The organism is Pseudomonas sp. W15Feb34, assembly GCF_023127765.1.
Classification (GTDB): Bacteria; Pseudomonadota; Gammaproteobacteria; order Pseudomonadales; family Pseudomonadaceae; genus Aquipseudomonas; species Aquipseudomonas synxantha_A.
This window is the reverse complement of the sequence record NZ_SPKN01000026.1, coordinates 20,345-38,498: the sequence shown is the minus strand read 5'-3', so window position 1 is coordinate 38,498 and position 18,154 is coordinate 20,345. Positions and strand designations below refer to the sequence as shown.

At 59.6% G+C, this 18,154-nt stretch carries 12 protein-coding genes and 1 pseudogene; 7 read left to right on the top strand and 6 right to left on the bottom strand.

Features of this window, described 5'->3' with window-relative positions:
* The first annotated feature begins 274 nt into the window (after window positions 1-274).
* Both E4O97_RS12780 and E4O97_RS12775 read left to right on the top strand, forming a co-directional pair.
* Entirely contained in the window at window positions 275-2,371 is a 2,097-nt protein-coding gene (locus tag E4O97_RS12780; protein WP_248161450.1) for an EAL domain-containing protein, read from the top strand.
* A 55-nt stretch (window positions 2,372-2,426) separates the two neighbouring features.
* Window positions 2,427-3,173 (top strand): SDR family oxidoreductase, encoded by a 747-nt coding sequence (locus tag E4O97_RS12775; RefSeq protein ID WP_032875743.1) that lies wholly within the window; start codon window positions 2,427-2,429, stop codon window positions 3,171-3,173.
* 8 nt (window positions 3,174-3,181) lie between these two features.
* On the opposite strand, the gene E4O97_RS12770 is transcribed toward E4O97_RS12775, so the two are convergent.
* From E4O97_RS12770 to E4O97_RS12755, 4 genes are all read right to left on the bottom strand, one after another.
* Window positions 3,182-3,637: a hypothetical protein gene (locus E4O97_RS12770; RefSeq protein WP_248161449.1), complete on the bottom strand. Its 456-nt coding sequence runs from the start codon at window positions 3,635-3,637 to the stop codon at window positions 3,182-3,184.
* 77 nt (window positions 3,638-3,714) lie between these two features.
* Window positions 3,715-5,124 (bottom strand): GntR family transcriptional regulator MpaR, encoded by a 1,410-nt coding sequence (gene mapR / locus E4O97_RS12765; protein WP_005788562.1) that lies wholly within the window; start codon window positions 5,122-5,124, stop codon window positions 3,715-3,717.
* 527 nt (window positions 5,125-5,651) lie between these two features.
* Entirely contained in the window at window positions 5,652-7,061 is a 1,410-nt protein-coding gene (gene ccoG / locus E4O97_RS12760) for a cytochrome c oxidase accessory protein CcoG (RefSeq protein ID WP_032875737.1), read from the bottom strand.
* Between the two features lie 184 nt (window positions 7,062-7,245).
* Window positions 7,246-7,485, bottom strand: coding sequence for a DUF3203 family protein (locus E4O97_RS12755; protein WP_248161448.1), 240 nt, complete (start codon window positions 7,483-7,485; stop codon window positions 7,246-7,248).
* 118 nt (window positions 7,486-7,603) lie between these two features.
* Between E4O97_RS12755 and E4O97_RS12750 the strand changes: the two genes are divergently transcribed.
* The gene (locus tag E4O97_RS12750; RefSeq protein WP_005788557.1) at window positions 7,604-8,095 is read left to right on the top strand and encodes an MgtC/SapB family protein; all 492 of its coding nucleotides are present in this window, start codon (window positions 7,604-7,606) and stop codon (window positions 8,093-8,095) included.
* A 10-nt stretch (window positions 8,096-8,105) separates the two neighbouring features.
* On the opposite strand, the gene E4O97_RS12745 is transcribed toward E4O97_RS12750, so the two are convergent.
* Window positions 8,106-9,113, bottom strand: a complete 1,008-nt coding sequence (locus E4O97_RS12745) for a M10 family metallopeptidase C-terminal domain-containing protein (RefSeq protein WP_248161447.1) — start codon at window positions 9,111-9,113, stop codon at window positions 8,106-8,108.
* Window positions 9,114-9,302: 189 nt separating this feature from the next.
* A complete protein-coding gene (locus tag E4O97_RS12740) occupies window positions 9,303-9,461 on the bottom strand; it encodes a hypothetical protein (RefSeq protein WP_164699486.1) in 159 nt (52 codons plus the stop codon).
* Window positions 9,462-9,665: 204 nt separating this feature from the next.
* Here E4O97_RS12740 and E4O97_RS12735 point away from each other — a divergent pair, with 204 nt between their 5' ends.
* The 4 genes and pseudogenes from E4O97_RS12735 to E4O97_RS12720 form a co-directional block, all read left to right on the top strand.
* Window positions 9,666-11,660, top strand: coding sequence for an alpha-1,4-glucan--maltose-1-phosphate maltosyltransferase (locus tag E4O97_RS12735; RefSeq protein ID WP_248161446.1), 1,995 nt, complete (start codon window positions 9,666-9,668; stop codon window positions 11,658-11,660).
* A gap of 148 nt (window positions 11,661-11,808) precedes the next feature.
* Window positions 11,809-15,156 (top strand): maltose alpha-D-glucosyltransferase, encoded by a 3,348-nt coding sequence (gene treS, locus E4O97_RS12730; RefSeq protein ID WP_248161445.1) that lies wholly within the window; start codon window positions 11,809-11,811, stop codon window positions 15,154-15,156.
* Window positions 15,153-17,390: a 1,4-alpha-glucan branching protein GlgB gene (glgB, locus tag E4O97_RS12725; RefSeq protein WP_248161444.1), complete on the top strand. Its 2,238-nt coding sequence runs from the start codon at window positions 15,153-15,155 to the stop codon at window positions 17,388-17,390. Before treS ends, glgB begins: the two co-directional genes overlap by 4 nt.
* A gap of 51 nt (window positions 17,391-17,441) precedes the next feature.
* Window positions 17,442-18,140, top strand: a pseudogene (locus tag E4O97_RS12720) (GGDEF domain-containing protein); the annotation flags it as partial.
* Between the last annotated feature and the right edge of the window lie 14 nt (window positions 18,141-18,154).

Below are 18,154 nucleotides of genomic sequence, written 5' to 3'. Positions count from 1 at the left end.
CGCGAGCTTGCTCGCGAAAAACGTCAACGATAACGCGTGTTTCATGAATACACGCGGCGCCTATGATTTTTCGCAAGCAAACTCGCTCCTACAGTGGGGAGGCCCCCTCCCATAGGTATTGAAAAATACCCGCATGAAGCCAGCAGATTGACGCCAAAAAATGACTAATGGCTATCTGCTTAATTAATCACCTGCCCCAGAATCATTCTCGCTACAATCGCCCGCTTTGCCACCCGGCATGGGCTTTTACGCCCTGTTGCCTGCGAGAAGCCCCATGTTGATCGGTAGCTATTCAACCTCCCTGGTCGTGATTTCCCTGTGCGTTGCAATGCTGGCGTCCTACACCGCGTTGGACCTGGCCGGGCGTATCGCTACGACGAAGGGGCGTGCCGTTTACTTATGGATTACCGGCGGCGCAGCAGCCATGGGCGTGGGCATCTGGTCCATGCACTTTATCGGCATGTTGGCCCTGCGCCTGCCGTTTGCCCTCGGGTTTGACCTGGGCATCACTGCGCTGTCGCTGTTGATCGCTGTGTTATCCAGTGGCTTCGCCTTATGGCTGGTCAGCCAGCCACGTCTGCCGGCCTGGCAACTGGCGTTCGGTGCGCTGGTGATGGGTGCCGGTATCGCCAGCATGCACTACACCGGCATGGCAGCGATGCGCATGACCCCGGGTATCGACTACGACCCGACCTTGTTCGGCGCTTCGTTGTTGATCGCGGTAATGGCCTCCGGCGCCGCGCTGTGGATCGCCTTCAACCTGCGTCGCAATACGCCTTACGTGCGCCTGGCGCGGGGTGCGGCGGCGGTGGTGATGGGCGTGGCCATTGTCGGCATGCACTACACCGGGATGGCCGCGGCGCAGTTTGCCGATGATAGTTTCTGCGGTGCCGCGCTAACGGGCTTGAGCGGCAAGGGCCTGGATAACCTGGTCTTGGTGACCTCCCTTGCGGTGTTGGTCATAGCGTTGTTGACCTCCTTGCTGGATGCCCGCCTGGAGGCGCGCACCGCTGTACTCGCCGATTCCTTGACCCTGGCCAACCAGGAACTGACCCACCTGGCACTGCACGACATGCTCACCGGCTTGCCCAATCGCACACTGCTGGCGGATCGCATTCAACAAGGCATTCAGGCGGTGTACGAGCAGGGCGGTTGCTTTGCGCTGATGTTTATCGACCTGGACGGCTTCAAGCCGGTCAACGATGCCTTCGGTCATCACATGGGCGATCAACTGCTGCGCGAGGTTGGCCTGCGTCTGCGCGAGGACTTGCGCAGCCAGGACACCCTGGCCCGTATTGGCGGTGACGAGTTCGTGTTGCTGGTGCAATTGACCCAACCGGACGATGCCATGGGCCTGGCCGAGCGTCAGGTCGGTCTGATCAACCGCGCTTTCACGGTGGCCGAGCATGAGCTGAAAATCTCCGCGAGTATCGGTATCGCCATGTTCCCGGGCAACGGTAATAACCCCCAGGAGCTGTTGATGAACGCCGACGCGGCGATGTATCACGCCAAGGGCATGGGCAAGAACGGCTACAGCTTCTTCGATGTGTCAATGAACACCAATGCGCGCAAGCAACTGCAATTGTTGCAGGACCTGCGCAATGCCCTTGAACACGGCGAGTTTCGCTTGTATTACCAACCCAAGTTCGATGCGGTGAGCGGTATTGCCGTGGGGGCCGAGGCGTTGTTGCGCTGGGAGCATCCGCAACAGGGCTTGTTGCTGCCGGCAGCTTTTATCGCGCTGGCGGAGAAAACCGGGCTGATCATTGCCATCGGTGAATGGGTACTCGACGAAGCCTGCCGCCAGATGAGCCTGTGGTACGCACAGGGTTATCAGCGCTGGCGCATCGCCGTGAATCTTTCGGCGCTGCAGTTCTGTCATGCCGGGTTGGTCAACAGTGTTGCGGCTGCTCTGGAGCGCCACCAATTACCCGCCAACAGCCTCACGCTGGAGATCACCGAGACCACTGCCATGAGCGATGCCGATGCGAGCATGACGGTATTGCAGCAGCTCTCGGACATGGGTGTGGACCTGTCCATCGATGACTTTGGCACCGGTTACTCCAGCCTGATGTACCTCAAGCGCCTGCCGGCCAACGAGTTGAAGATCGACCGCGGCTTTGTACGCGACCTGGAGCACGACAGCGACGACGCCGCCATCGTCTCGGCCATTGTCGCCCTCGGCCAGGCCCTGGACTTGCGGATCGTTGCCGAAGGCGTGGAAACCGATGCGCAGCAAAATTTCCTTACCCGCCTGGGGTGTGATTCCTTGCAAGGCTATTTGTTGGGGCATCCATTGCCGGCCGACAATTTCATGGCAAACATCCTCGCCGGCGAAGATGCGCCAGCGCCTGACAAAAGCCATCAGTGACGGGTATTCTTGGATCCAACCCTAACCATCAAGGTTGAATCAGGAGACCGTAGCCATGGACAAAGTCGTCATCATCACCGGAGGCAGCCGCGGGATTGGCGCCGAGACGGCCTTGCTGGCTGCTCGCGAAGGTTATCGCATCTGCATTAACTATCAGTCGGACGAGAAGGCTGCCCATGCCGTGCTTGAACAAGTGCGCGGCCTCGGCGCCCAGGCCATTGCGGTGCGCGCTGATGTCAGCATCGAAGATGAAGTGATAGCGCTGTTCAATCGCGTGGATGCCGAATTGGGGCGTGTCACGGCGCTGGTCAACAACGCCGGTACTGTGGGGCAAAAGTCGCGGGTCGACGAGATGTCCGAGTTTCGTATCCTGAAGATCATGAAGACCAACGTGCTGGGCCCGATCCTGTGCGCCAAGCACGCGGTGCTGCGTATGTCGCCTCGGCATGGCGGGCAGGGTGGCAGTATCGTCAACGTGTCCTCGGTGGCGGCGCGGCTGGGGTCGCCAGGTGAGTATGTGGACTACGCTGCGTCCAAGGGCGCTCTGGATACCTTCACCCTCGGTCTGTCCAAAGAAGTCGCAGGTGAAGGCATTCGAGTCAACGCGGTACGCCCTGGTTATATCTTTACCGATTTCCACGCCCTGAGCGGCGACCCGGACCGCGTCAGCAAGTTGGAGTCCGGTATCCCCATGGCGCGTGGCGGGCGTCCGGATGAAGTGGCTGAGGCGATTATCTGGTTGCTGTCGGACAAGGCTTCATACGCCACCGGCACCTTTTTAGACCTAGGGGGCGGACGCTGAAAAGCAGCTTACTGCCCGAGGTTTTGCAGCACGTCGTAGCCGTTTTCCGCGAATGCTACAAGTAGACGGGCTTCTGAGTTCTTTCGGGTGGAATAGCCGGCGTTGTGAAAGCCATTGATCTTGCCGTCGTGTCGTTCGCTGTTACCGACGCGGCGATCATTCACATTGTCGAGGACGTTAATCACCCTCGCCAGGTTATAGGCCGCGTGGGCCCTGGCCTTGGCATCAGGGTTGGCGAATGTCCAGTCCCCCAGTCGGCGCTTGAGCAAGTCTGTCACCGGGTAGCTATCGCGGCGCTTGAACAGGTGCTTGAGCGCAGGATTGGCGTTGATGATCTGCCGGGTGGTACGACGGTCACCGACGGGAGGTTCTTCGAGCGCAGTCGGCGCAATAAGCCAGTTATTTTCAGGGCGACCTTCGCCAAGCCGATAGGCGGTCGATGCCGCAAGAGGGTTGATGCGCATGACGATCTCGACATGAGGATAGGCATAGCTAGGTGGTTCCTGATGGCACACGGTTCCACGGGCTGTGTTTCGCGCCGTTAAAAAGACCGCACTATCCGCCCCAGCGTCTCCATGGCCTTTTCCGAGGCTTCGTTCCATGGGCTGCCATAGTTCAAGCGTATGCAGTTTCTGAAGCGCTGGGTCGCTGAAAAAATCGGCCCCGGTGCGATGCTGATGCCTTGGGCCAGGGCCATCTGGAACAATTTCAGCGAGTCGGTTTGCTCCGGCAATTCCAACCACAGAAAATAACCGCCCGCCGGCTGGCTGACCCGTGTCTGGGCCGGGAAGTAGCGGGCGATGGCCGCCAGCATGGCGCTTTGCTGTTCTTCCAGGGCATAGCGCAATTTGCGCAGATGCCGGTCATAGCCGCCGTGTTGCAGGTAGTCGGCAATCGCCGCCTGGGCCGGCATCGACGGGCACAGCGAGGTCATCAGTTTCAGGCGCTCGACCTTCTGCGCAAAGCGCCCGGCCGCGACCCAGCCGACGCGGTAGCCCGGTGCCAGGCTCTTGGCAAAGGAACCGCAGTGCATCACCAGCCCTTCGGTATCAAACGCCTTGGCCGGTTTTGGCGCGTGTTGCCCGTAGTACAACTCGGCATAGACATCATCTTCGATCAACGGCACCTGATGGCTGCGCAACAGCTCTACCAGCGCCTGTTTTTTTGCTTCGGGCAGGGTGGCGCCCATGGGGTTCTGGAAGCTGGTCATGGTCCAGCAGGCCTTGATTGGGTAGCGCTCAAGACTTTGTGCCAAGGCGTTCAGGTCAATACCATCGCGCGGGTGCACCGGGATTTCCACGGCCTTGAGTTTCAGGCGCTCCAGCACTTGCAGGCAGGCGTAGAACGCTGGTGCCTCGATCGCAACCAGGTCGCCCGGTTCAGTCACGGCTTGCAGGCACAGGTTCAGCGCTTCGAGGGCACCGTTGGTAATCAGCAGCTCCTCCATGGGCAGCATCAGGCCGCCGACCATGTAGCGCAGGGCAATCTGCCGGCGCAGTTGCGGGTTGCCCGGCGACATGTCGGTGACCACCAGGCGCGGGTCCATTTCGCGGCTGGCGCTGGCCAGGGAGCGGGCCAGGCGCGGCAACGGGAACAGCATCGGGCTGGGGAAGGCCGAGCCGAAGGGCACTGTATTGGGGTCTTTGATGGAATCGAGTACCGAAAACACCAATTCACTGACGTCCACATGGGTGGACTCATGCACCTGCTCGCTCACCACTGGCTCGGAAAACGGGCTCGGCGCATGGGTGTTGACGAAGTAGCCCGAACGCGGCCGCGCGCGAATCAGGCCACGGCGTTCCAGCAAGTAATACGCTTGGAACACGGTAGACGGGCTGACGCCGTAGGTCTGGCTGGCATAGCGCACCGACGGTACGCGCTGACCTGGGCCAAGGACGCCGGAGCGGATCAGTTCTGCGATGTCATCGGCGAATTTTTCGTAGCGTTTCATGGCAGCCTTAAACAGTTTTCAATCTGTACGCCGGGTAAGTGTGTGTGGGAGCTTGCCCACGATTAGCATAGGTATCTACACATTTTTGGTACGGCGCTGTACCTGTGGCGAGGGAGCTTGCTCCCGTGACGACCAGTCAGCCAGCGCATATCTATCTGATGCTCGGAGATCCAAATGTGGGAGCGGGCTTGCTCGCGAAGGCGGCCAGGCAGCCGACACAGTTATACCGAGTACATATCCATTGCTGCGGTAACGGCCACTTATGGTTCCGCTCTTACAGCGGGTCACTTTCGAAAAGCCGGAATGCCGGCCCAGAATCCCTGTCGAATTCCGGCCAGCGTGGTTTGACGGGGCGCTTAAGATCAAAAACAGATCAAGAGCGGCTCGCTTCGCATCGTAGTTACCGTCGGCTTCTACAACCTAAAAAATTGTGTAGATACCTATGTCCCGATGAGGGGGTGTCAGTAACCAAAACTGTTCTGACCCACCGCTATCGGGAGCAAGCCCCCTCCCACATTGGCGGATTGTCAGCGGTTCAACGGCGCGACGAAGCGACTGTCTGCGGCGCTGTAGATCCAGGGCTCATCCACATCTGTCACCTTGAAGCGCAGGCTCTGCGAGCTGCTCGCCGGCTTCTCGGCCAGCAGTGCCACTGACACCGGCATATCGACGATTTCTCCGGGCGCCAGGCTGATCCGGGTCTTGCCTTGCAACTGGAACCCGTCGGCATCCACCAGTTCCACCCGGTAGTCCTGGCGTTGCTGGGTCTTGTTGATGACCTTGAGGCTGTAGATGTTCTCGATCAAACCCTGGCTGTTTTCGCGAAACATGCCGCGGTCCTTGGTGACATCCAGCGACACCATCGGCCGTTCAATCAAGGCCACCACCAACGCGGCAATCATTACCAGCAGTACGGCACTGTAGCCGATCAGGCGTGGCCTGAGCAGATGAGTCTTGCCACCCTGCAGTTGGTGTTCACTGGTGTAGCTCACCAAACCCCGGGCATAGCCCATTTTGTCCATGATCGAGTCGCAGGCATCAATGCAGGCCGCGCAGCCGATACATTCCATTTGCAGGCCGTCGCGGATATCGATGCCGGTAGGGCAAACCTGCACGCACAGCTGGCAATCAATGCAATCACCAAGCCCTGCATCGGCTGGCTGCACTTCGCGTTTGCGCGGGCCACGGCGTTCGCCGCGGGCGGTATCGTAGGAAATGGTCAGGGTGTCTTTATCAAACATTACGCTTTGGAATCGCGCATACGGGCACATATGCATGCACACCGCTTCGCGTAACCAGCCGGCATTGATGTAGGTAGCGCCCGTGAAAAACAGCACCCAGAACAAGCTCACCCCGCCGATTTGCCAGGTCAGCAGTTCGACGGCGAGAGGGCGGATGGGCGTGAAGTAGCCGACAAAGGTCAGCCCGGTCAGCACGCTGATGCCCAGCCACAGCGTATGTTTGGCTGAGCGTCGCGCGAGTTTGTTCAGGCTCCACGGGGCCGCCTGCAGCTTGATACGCTGGTTGCGCTCGCCCTCGGTGATCTTTTCACACCACATGAACAGCCACGTGAACGAGCTTTGCGGGCAGGTATAACCGCACCAGACGCGGCCGGCAAACACCGTGATCGCAAACAGGCCGAAGGCACAGATGATCAGCAGCGCCGAGAGCAGGATAAAGTCCTGCGGCCAGAAGGTGGCGCCGAAAATGTGGAACTTGCTGTGCGCCAGGTCCCACAGCACGGCCTGGCGCCCACCCCAGTTCAGCCATACGGTGCCGAAAAAGGCCAGGAACAGCAAAGCCGCTCCACTGACACGCAAGGTGCGGAACAGGCCGGTAAAGCTGCGGGTATGGATCAGGTTATCGCTGGATTTGGCCTTCACCTTCTTTGGGTGTATGGGCTCAAAGGTTTCCACGGTTGGGATTCGTTCGCTCATGGTCGTTCGCTCATCAGCCTCCATCAGGCCAATGCACTATGGGCGACAGGCTGTTTGCATAACAGACTCAGGTATGGCGATATAAAGCGGATCAGATGGGCTGGATGTACCCATCTGCGTCAATGTGCTGCACCCCAGCGTCAATAAGGTGCAGCGATCGATCGAAGGGGCTGACGCAGATCAATTAAATCACCGAACCCGGTTCGTCGGCCCTCACATGCTGACGGCCATCGGTGGCGCCTTCAACCGTCAGGGCGTCCGCCTCGGCTTCGGTGATGTAGATGCGAGAACCCGCCAATTCCAGATAAGACATGGCTTTGTCGTGATCGGTAAGGATGGTCACCCGGGTGGCGGGCAGGCTTTGTTCCTGGCCGTTTTCGTCGAGCGTGAAGTAGCACAGATGATTTTCGATGCGTACGGTCATGACGATCTCCGTTTTGTGAACTGTGCAGCGTTAGGCGACTGCCATGCGCACGGGTTCCGGGCAACTGACTGGCGGTCTGTGCGGTCTATTCTTTACTCATAATAAAAGGAGCGCATCCGTGGACGTCTGGTGGCAACAAGTGTGGCAAACCCTGCAAGCCGAGTTCGCCGACATCGCCGATGCCCGGCAACTCACTCAAGTGACTGTGCGCCTGCTGATCGCTGCGATCCTGGGTGGCATCCTGGGTTTTGAGCGTGAACACAAGGGCAAGGCGGCGGGCGTGCGCACTCATATGCTGGTGGCGCTTGGCGCGGCGCTGTTCGTGCTGGTGCCGCAGATGTCCGGCAACCAGGCAGACGCCATGAGCCGGGTGGTTCAAGGGGTGATTGCGGGCATCGGCTTCCTTGGCGCCGGCACTATCCTCAAGGGCAAGGAAGATGAAGAGGGCCAGCATGTGAAGGGCCTGACCACGGCTGCCGGGTTGTGGATGACCGCCGCCATCGGGGTGGCGGCGGGCATGGGGCGTGAATCGACGGCGGTACTCAGTACGTTGCTGGCCCTGGCGGTGTTCAGCATCATGCCGAGAATCGTCAAGTTAGTGGAAAAGTGATACCCAGCCATCAGGTCACGATGTTGCTTTGGCGCACCTCACCAAACACCTTCAGTACAAAGGGTGGCTTGCCTGGAGCATCAGCAATGACTACCACGCTGACATTTTTATTGGGCGAATATTGAATCTGTATCTCCCCGATCGACTCTGGGGTGCGCTCAACCCATCGCAGCGGGGTGTTCAACTGTTTCTGAATGCCGGTCAGGTTCAGTTTGTCTTGGGATTTGAAATTCCGGATCTCTTGAGGAGATTCGAGTGTGGATTCACTGGCAGAGCGGAAGCTGTAGGTTGCAGAGCTGTCGTGGCCAGTGTCGGAGGCCGATGGCGGTGGCGTGGCATCTGCTTGTGACGCGTCGAGCTTTTCCTTGGCCAGCGAATCGCAGGTATTGCTTAAGGTTTTATAGGTCGAGTCCATCCTGGAATAGTGTTGTTTGATTTTGGCTAACTCTGCGAGTGAGTTATCGAGACGGCCAAAAGAGCTCGAGGCGTCGCCGTCAAATGCCCCGAGCAGGGTCTCGATATTTTTAAAGGCGAATTTATTCATTACCTCTTCTGTTGTTTTGTGCTTGGCTGAGTTCAGGTTCCTGGCACCGGCATTGAGCACGACGCTCATCTCTTCAAATTTTTTGCGGTTCGCTTTGGCGTCGGGCCCACGTAACGCTGCGCGCCTGTTTTCTGGCTGAAAAATCCATTCGAGTTCGGACTTGATTGCACGAGATTGGGCAGAGTCCGGATTACCCTGTAGCGCGTTGATTGTTTCCGGGGTCAATAGTGTATGAGTATCGCTCACGCGTTTCGTCGCGTCTGCGTGTTGCTCAGGAGAGGTCTGATTGGAACGCGTGTCAGGCGATTGCTGTGCACGGTCCGGTGCCTTGGGCGTAACGGACCAGTTCGGGCCAGCGTTGAGCAACGCATCCACCTGCTGCTGTGTTGGCCGGCCCTGAGCGTGGGCGCCGCTGGAGTGTCCAGGTGGCGATGGCTGCGTGCGGGAAAAGTGCTGAGGGTTGATAGTCGACATGGTGTCCTCGCGATAGGATCAGAACTTCCCATCGGAAGATGGGTTGAGTGCGAGGTAAATATATAAACCTGCAGTCACGCGAGCATTCAGGCTTGTTCCCAGTGTCTGTAGGAGAGTTCGATTTTTTTGCGGCTCGCTCGAGCTGAAGAACAGCCTGGCCCGTCCCGAGCGAACCTCCATCATTGTGACTCAGACGATGACCGGCGGCGTGGTCGTGGGCGGTTCTTGCGCTGCGGGTGGCTCATCTTCAGGGGGTTCCTGCTTTGGCGCCGGCGTCGGCTCCGAAGGCGGCAAGGGCGGGGCATCGATATTCGGATCTTCGGGCTCAGGGGGTATTGGGATATTCATCAGTGTGGCCTCCTTTGTGCTTGGCTCTATGGGTGGACCATTGCCTTGGGGAATTGATTCCCCGCCCGGCGGCCACATATCCACCTGAACTTTTGCCGCGCGCCCAGGCTCGGACTTTAAACGGCTCTGCTCAGGGAGAGCGTCGCCGTACTTGAATTCGGATCAAGCAAAGAGCGTCCACGGGGCGTAAGGGGAAGATGCTCGATGACTGCTGAAACACTGGCTCCAGAGGGCTGCGCACTGCCGTTGTCGCAAGCGCTGTTGTTACCCAGGATCGCTATCGAAAGCACCATGCCGGTGATCGACAAGGGGGAATTTGCCGTCAAGGCCGTGGTCAGCCAGCGCGTCAATGTCACCAGTAAAGTGTTCGCCGATGGCCACGACAAACTGGCGGTGCTGATCCGCTGGCACGCGCTGGAGGATGAAAGCTGGCACAGCGTCGTCATGACCGATGTCGGTAACAATGGCTGGGAGGGCGCGTTCACCGTCGCGCACCTCGGCCCGCATGAATACTGCATCGAGGCATGGATCGATACCTTCGCCAGCTTCTGCTATGAACTGCGCAAGAAACACGAGGCCGGGGTGCCGGTCAGCCTTGAATTGCAGGAGGGTCGTAGCCTGCTGTTGCAGGCCGCCGAGCGCAGTGACAACGAATTGCGCGACCGCTTGATGTTGCTGCACCACGAATTGTCGGGCCTGCTGGAAACCGAGCAGGTGGCGTTGTTCCTGCACGAAGACAGTGCACACCTGATGACCCAGGCCGATCATCGCGCTTATCTGAGCATCAGCCCCGCCTACCCGATTGACGTAGAGCGTGAGGCGGCGCAGTTCGCCAGTTGGTATGAGCTGTTTCCCCGCTCGATCACCGACGATCCGGCCCGCCACGGCACATTCAATGACGTGCACTCGCGCTTGTCGATGATCCACGACATGGGCTTTGACGTGCTGTATTTCCCGCCGATCCATCCCATCGGCCGCAGCCATCGCAAGGGTAAGAACAACTCACTCACCGCCGGCCCCGATGATCCGGGCAGCCCCTATGCCATCGGCAGCGAGGAGGGCGGGCACGAGGCGATTCACCCGCAACTGGGCAGTCGTGAGGATTTCCGTCGCCTGGTCAAAGCCGCTGCCGACCACGGCCTGGAAATTGCGCTGGACTTTGCCATCCAATGCTCCCAGGACCATCCGTGGCTTGAACAGCACCCTGGCTGGTTCAACTGGCGCCCCGATGGCACGATTAAATACGCAGAGAACCCGCCGAAAAAGTACCAGGACATCGTTAACGTCGATTTTTATGCGGCGGATGCGATTCCGGGCTTATGGACAGAGCTGCGCGATATTGTGGTGGGTTGGGTGGACGAGGGCGTGAAGACCTTTCGCGTCGATAATCCCCACACCAAGCCGCTGCCATTCTGGCAATGGCTGATCAGTGATGTCAGGTCCAGATACCCTGAGGTGATCTTCCTCGCCGAGGCCTTTACGACTCCGGCGATGATGGCGCGCCTGGGCAAGGTCGGCTATTCCCAGAGCTACACCTACTTCACCTGGCGCAATACCAAGGCCGAGTTGAGCGAGTACCTGACGCAATTGAACCAGTCGCCGTGGCGCGAATGCTACCGGCCGAACTTCTTCGTCAATACACCGGATATCAACCCAGGCTTTTTGCACCAGTCCGGGCGCGCCGGCTTCTTGATTCGTGCCGCGCTGGCGGCCATGGGCTCGGGCCTGTGGGGCATGTATTCAGGCTTTGAACTGTGCGAAGCCGCGCCAGTGCCGGGCAAGGAGGAATACCTGGATTCGGAGAAGTACGAAATCCGCCCGCGGGACTTCACCGCCCCCGGCAACATCATTGCCGAGATCGCCCAACTCAACCGTATCCGTCGGCAGAACCCGGCCCTGCACACACACCTGGGGCTCAAGCTCTACAACGCCTGGAACGACAACATCCTGTATTTCGGCAAGCGCAGCGAAGATGGCAGCAACTTCATTCTGGTGGCAGTCAACCTCGATCCCTTTAACGCTCAGGAAGCCCATTTTGAACTACCGCTGTGGGAGCTGGGCCTGCCGGATGACGCCCAGACCCAGGGTGAAGACTTGATGAACGGCCACCGTTGGACCTGGTACGGCAAGACCCAATGGACACGGCTTGAACCGCAGATGCCCTTTGGAATCTGGCGCATCACCCATTCCCCAGGCTGATGGAGTTCCCCTGTGGGAGCTGGCTTGCCTGCGATCGCGATTTGTCAGCCACCATTTCAGGTACTGACAGACCGTTATCGCAGGCAAGCCAGCTCCCACACTGGATCGCATTCCGTCTGCAGAACTTTAGTGTTTTCAGGAGTTCCCGATGGCGAAGAAACCCAAGACAGCCACCTTCATCAAAGACCCGCTCTGGTACAAGGACGCGGTGATTTACCAGGTTCACGTCAAATCCTACTTTGACTCCAACAATGATGGCATCGGTGACTTCCCCGGGCTGATTGCCAAGCTCGACTATATTGCCGACCTTGGCGTGAACACCATCTGGCTATTGCCGTTCTACCCCTCGCCACGTCGCGATGACGGCTACGATATTGCCGAATACCGTGGCGTGCACAGCGACTACGGGACCATGGCCGATGCCAAACGCTTCATCGCCGAGGCGCATAAACGCGGGCTGCGGGTAATTACCGAGCTGGTGATCAACCACACCTCCGACCAGCACCCCTGGTTCCAGCGTGCGCGCAAGGCCAAGCCGGGTTCGGCCGCGCGGGACTTCTACGTGTGGTCGGACGATGACCAGAAGTACGACGGCACGCGCATCATTTTTCTCGATACCGAAAAATCCAACTGGACCTGGGACCCGGTCGCCGGCCAGTACTTCTGGCACCGCTTCTACTCCCACCAGCCCGACCTCAACTTCGATAACCCGCAAGTCATGAAGGCCGTACTGTCGGTGATGCGCTATTGGCTGGACCTGGGCATTGACGGCCTGCGTCTGGACGCCATCCCCTACCTGATCGAACGCGACGGCACCAACAACGAAAACCTGGCTGAAACCCACGACGTCCTCAAGCAGATTCGCGCCGAAATAGATGCCCATTATCCCGACCGAATGCTGCTGGCTGAAGCTAACCAATGGCCCGAAGACACGCAGCTGTATTTCGGTGAGCGCAAAGGCGATGACGGCGATGAATGCCATATGGCCTTCCACTTCCCGCTGATGCCGCGCATGTATATGGCGCTGGCCCAGGAAGACCGCTTTCCCATCACCGATATTCTGCGCCAGACCCCGGAGATTCCCGCCAATTGCCAATGGGCGATCTTCCTGCGCAACCATGATGAGCTGACCCTGGAGATGGTCACCGACAAAGAACGAGACTACCTGTGGAACTACTACGCCGCAGACCGCCGCGCCCGAATCAACCTGGGTATTCGTCGACGCCTGGCGCCGCTGATGGAGCGTGATCGTCGCCGTGTCGAGTTGCTCAACAGCCTGTTGTTGTCGATGCCGGGCACACCGACTTTGTATTACGGCGATGAGATCGGCATGGGTGACAACATCTACTTGGGCGACCGCGACGGTGTGCGTACGCCGATGCAGTGGTCTATCGACCGCAATGGCGGCTTCTCCCGTGCCAACCCGGCCAGCCTTGTATTGCCGCCGATCATGGACCCGCAATACGGTTATCAATCGGTCAACGTCGAGACCCAGGCCCAGGACCCGCATTCGTTGCTGAACTGGACCCGGCGCATGCTCGCGGTGCGCAAGCAGTCCAAGGCCTTTGGCCGTGGCAGCCTGAAAATGCTCTCGCCGACCAATCGGCGCATCCTGGCTTACACCCGTGAATACACGGGGGAAGACGGCCACACCGAAATCATCCTGTGCGTGGCCAATGTGTCGCGCAGCGCCCAGGCGGCGGAGCTGGACTTGTCTGCCTTCGCCGGCATGGTGCCGGTGGAGATGCTCGGCGGTAATGCCTTTCCACCGATTGGCCAGCTGAATTTCCTGCTGACCCTGGCGCCCTATGGCTTTTATTGGTTTGTGCTGGCGACGGAAAACCAGATGCCAAGCTGGCATGTGGAACCGGCGCAGAGCATGCCCGACTTCACCACTCTGGTACTGAAAAAACGCATGGAAGAATTACTCGAAGAGCCTTGCCGCACCAGCCTGGAACAAACCTCATTGCCAGCCTGGTTGCCCAAACGTCGCTGGTTTGCCGGCAAAGACACGGCGATCGACAGCGTGCGCATCGCTTACGGCGTACGTTTTGGCGACCCACAGCACCCGGTATTGCTCAGTGAAGTCGAGGTCAGCAGCGGCGGTCAGGTCAGCCGTTATCAACTGCCGTTGGGCTTTCTCGGCGAAGATCAGGTGAGCAGCGCCTTGCCCCAGCAATTGGCCCTGGCCCGGGTGCGACGTACTCGCCAGGTAGGGTTGGTGACCGATGCCTTCAGCCTTGAGCCTTTCATCCGTGAAGTCATCCAGGCCATGCAGGCAGGGACCGTGCTCAACTCCAGTGAGGGCGATCTGCGGTTTGAGGCGACCGGACACCTGGCCGGGCTGCAACTGACTCACGAATCGCCGGTGCGTTACTTGTCTGCCGAGCAGTCCAACAGTTCGGTGGTGGTGGGCGAAAGCCTGGTGCTCAAGCTGATTCGCAAAGTCAGCGCCGGGGTACACCCGGAGCTGGAAATGAGCGCCTACCTGACCGCCGCCGGCTACCCGAATATCTCGCCTTTGCTGGGCTTTATGAGCCGCCGCGACGGGCAGGGGCAGGACAACCTGCTGATGATTGCCCAGGGCTACCTGAGCAACCAGGGCGATGCCTGGAGCTGGACCCAGAACAACCTGGAACGGGCGATCCGCGACGAGTTGGCCGAGGCCATTTCTGAACAGGAGCAGCACTACAACGCCCTTGGCGAACTGGCGGATTTCGCCGCGGCGCTCGGCCAGCGCCTGGGGGAAATGCATCGGGTGCTGGGTGCGCCAACGGATGACAAGGACTTCCAACCGCAAGTCACCACCGCCAAGGATACTCAGGCCTGGGCCAAGGATGTCGGCGCGCAGATCGAGCGTGCGCTGCAATTGCTCAAGCTTCATCAAAGCCAGTTGAACCCCGCTGACCAGGCGTTGGTCAGTGAGTTACTGGTACACAAAAAAGCCATCGCCGGGCATGTCCAGGCGTTGGCGAAGGCCACGGTCGGCGGGCTGCGGATTCGTGTCCACGGTGACTTGCACCTGGGCCAGGTGCTGGTGGTCAAGGGCGACGCGTACCTGATCGACTTTGAAGGGGAACCTGCGCGGCCGTTGCATGAGCGGCGCGGCAAGCACAGCCCCTATAAAGATGTGAGCGGAGTGCTGCGCTCCTTTGACTACGCGGCGGCCATGGCCCTGAATGTGCAAGCAGTGGATCAGACACCGCAAGCCAACACTGCGCGCAAGCGCGTCACCGATCGCTATCTGAGTGAAGCCCGCCAGGCATTTACTCAGGCTTATCAGACGGCGACGTCTACACTGGCGCATGATTGGCAGGATGCCAACGGCCAGGACGCAGCGCTGACGTTGTTCAGCCTGGAAAAGGCCGCGTACGAAGTGGCCTACGAAGCGGAAAATCGCCCGACCTGGTTGCCGGTGCCCTTGCAAGGGCTGCATGGCTTGCTGAGCGGGCTTACACCTAAATCGAAACCTGTACGCGGTGGGGAGACGTCATGAGTTTTACACATAAAGAACCGCTGCAGCCCAAGTTGACTGCATTGCCGGCGTCCAAGGACGTCGAAGCGCTGGTACGCGCCGAACACCCGGATCCGTTCTCGATCCTGGGCCCGCATGACGACGAGCAGGGCGGGCAGTTTATTCGCGCCTTTCTGCCCGAGGCGCTCAGCGTTCAGGTACTCAGCCGGGATGGCGGTGAAGTGCTGGGCGGCCTCGATGCAACCCAGGTGCCAGGCTTGTTTGTCGGGCAGTTCAGCACGCGCCAGCCGTACCTGCTGAAAATCCAGTGGGCGGGCGGTGAACAGATTACCGAAGACCCCTACAGCTTCAGTCAATTGCTGTTGGGGGAAATGGACCTTTACCTGTTTGCCGAAGGCAATCACCGCGACCTGGGCAGTTGCCTGGGGGCCCAGGAGACCAGTGTCGATGGCGTGCAAGGTGTGCGCTTTGCGGTGTGGGCACCGAATGCGCGGCGGGTTTCGGTAGTTGGCGATTTCAATATCTGGGACGGTCGCCGCCATCCGATGCGCCTGCGTCACCCCTCCGGTGTGTGGGAGATTTTTATCCCGCGTTTGCAGCCGGGCGCTGCCTACAAATACGAAATCCTCGGGGCCCATGGGATCCTGCCGCTCAAGGCCGACCCGGTGGCGCTGGCCACCCAACTGCCGCCCGACACGGCCTCCAAGGTCGCCGCACCGTTGCAGGTGGACTGGCAAGACCATGAGTGGATGCAAGCCCGGGGTGACAAGCAGAAATCCACGGCGCCGTTGTCGATCTACGAGCTGCACGTGGGCTCCTGGCAGTGCGAGCTGGACGAGACCGGCGAGGTCGCCCGTCAATACGGCTGGCGTGAACTGGCGGAGCGCTTGATCCCCTACGTGCAGCAACTGGGCTTCACCCATATCGAGCTGATGCCGATCATGGAGCACCCCTTTGGTGGTTCCTGGGGCTATCAGGCTTTGTCGCAATTCGCCCCGAGTGCACGCTTTGGATCGCCCGAGGATTTCGCCTGGTTCGTCAATGCCTGTCACCAGGCGGATATCGGCGTGATTCTCGATTGGGTGCCGGCGCATTTCCCCACCGATACCCACGGCCTGGCGCAGTTCGACGGCACAGCGCTGTACGAGTATGCCAACCCGCTGGAGGGCTTTCACCAGGACTGGGACACGCTGATCTACAACCTGGGCCGTACGGAAGTGCACGGCTTCATGCTGGCCTCGGCCCTGCACTGGCTCAAGCATTTTCATGTGGATGGGCTACGGGTGGATGCGGTGGCTTCGATGTTGTACCGCGATTATTCGCGCAAGGCCGGCGAGTGGGTGCCCAACCGCCATGGCGGGCGCGAGAACCTGGAAGCCATCGATTTTCTGCGGCATTTGAACGACGTGGTCGCCCTTGAAGCGCCCGGCGCGCTGGTGATCGCCGAGGAATCGACGGCGTGGCCGGGGGTCAGCCAGCCTACCCAACAAGGTGGCCTGGGGTTCAATTACAAGTGGAACATGGGCTGGATGCATGACTCGCTGCACTACATCCAGCAAGACCCGGTGTACCGCGCCCATCATCACAACGAGCTGAGCTTCGGCCTGGTATATGCCTGGTCCGAGCGGTTTATCTTGCCGATCTCACACGATGAAGTGGTGCACGGCAAGCACTCGCTGATCGACAAGATGCCGGGAGATCGCTGGCAGAAGTTTGCCAACCTGCGCGCCTATCTGAGTTTCATGTGGATGCACCCGGGCAAGAAGCTGTTGTTCATGGGCTGCGAATTTGGCCAGTGGCGCGAATGGAACCACGACCAGCAACTGGACTGGTATCTGCTGCAATACCCTGAGCACCGTGGTGTGCAAAAGCTGGTGGGCGATTTGAACCGCCTGTACCGCGAGGAGCCGGCGCTGCATGAACAGGATGATGCGCCCCAAGGCTTCCAGTGGCTGATTGGCGATGATGCGATCAACAGTGTTTACGCCTGGCTGCGCTGGAGCAAGGATGGCCGGCCGGTGCTGGTGGTTGCTAACTTCACCCCGGTGCCGCGTGAAGGCTACGCGGTTGGGGTGCCGTTCGGCGGGCGTTGGAGTGAGGTGATCAACAGTGATGCGGACACTTACGCCGGTTCCAACTTTGGCAATGGGGGAGAGGTGTTCACCCAGGATGAGCCGCGTCATGGGCAACCGATGTCGCTGTCGTTGAACCTGCCGCCGCTGGGCGTGTTGATTCTGCGTCCGCAGGAGCTGTAAGTGCACTGGATTGGCGGATGCAGTTGTTCCCGATACTGGCAGGGTGCCACAATGGCGCCTTTGCCGTCGCAATCGACACAGGCGCATTGCATGAACAGCCTTGGGCATGGGCAAGATCAGGACCCCATCATCGAGCAGCAAGTGCGAACCGACCGGTTGCACCAACTGTTTCGCCAGTCGTTCTCGGCCGTCTTCGGTAGTTATCTGGGCGCCGCCATGCTCTGCTGGCTGTGCTGGGATCGCTTCGATCATCGAATCATTCTGGTATGGCTGGTGCTGCTGGGTTGCTCGTCACTGCTGCGCCTGCACATGTTCGTGCAGTGGTTTCGCTGCCCTGACAGCGAGCGCACCCCAAAGCGTTGGGAGCGGCGTTACTGGATCACGCTGATGTTGTCGGCTGGCATCTGGGGAGGTGGAGCGCTGGCGGTGATGCCGGTCGATGACCGTGTGTCCCAGGTACTGGTGATGCTCTTTACCGTAGGGATGTCAGTCAGTGCGGTGTCCTGCTACTCGGCCTTTCGCTACATGACCTTGAGTTCGATGGCGTTGGTGCTGTTGCCCTGTACGCTGTGGCTGTTGTTCCAGCCGGCGCCGATGCAAGTGGGTGTGGCCCTGGCGGTGCTGGTGTTTTCATCTTTTGTGGTGACGGCCACCTGCAAACTGTCCGATGCGCTGGAAAAAGCCTTCCGCCTGACTCGGCAAATGGAGCGTACACACCGTCTTTCAACCCGCGCGGCCCAAACCGATGAGCGCGACGGGTTTGA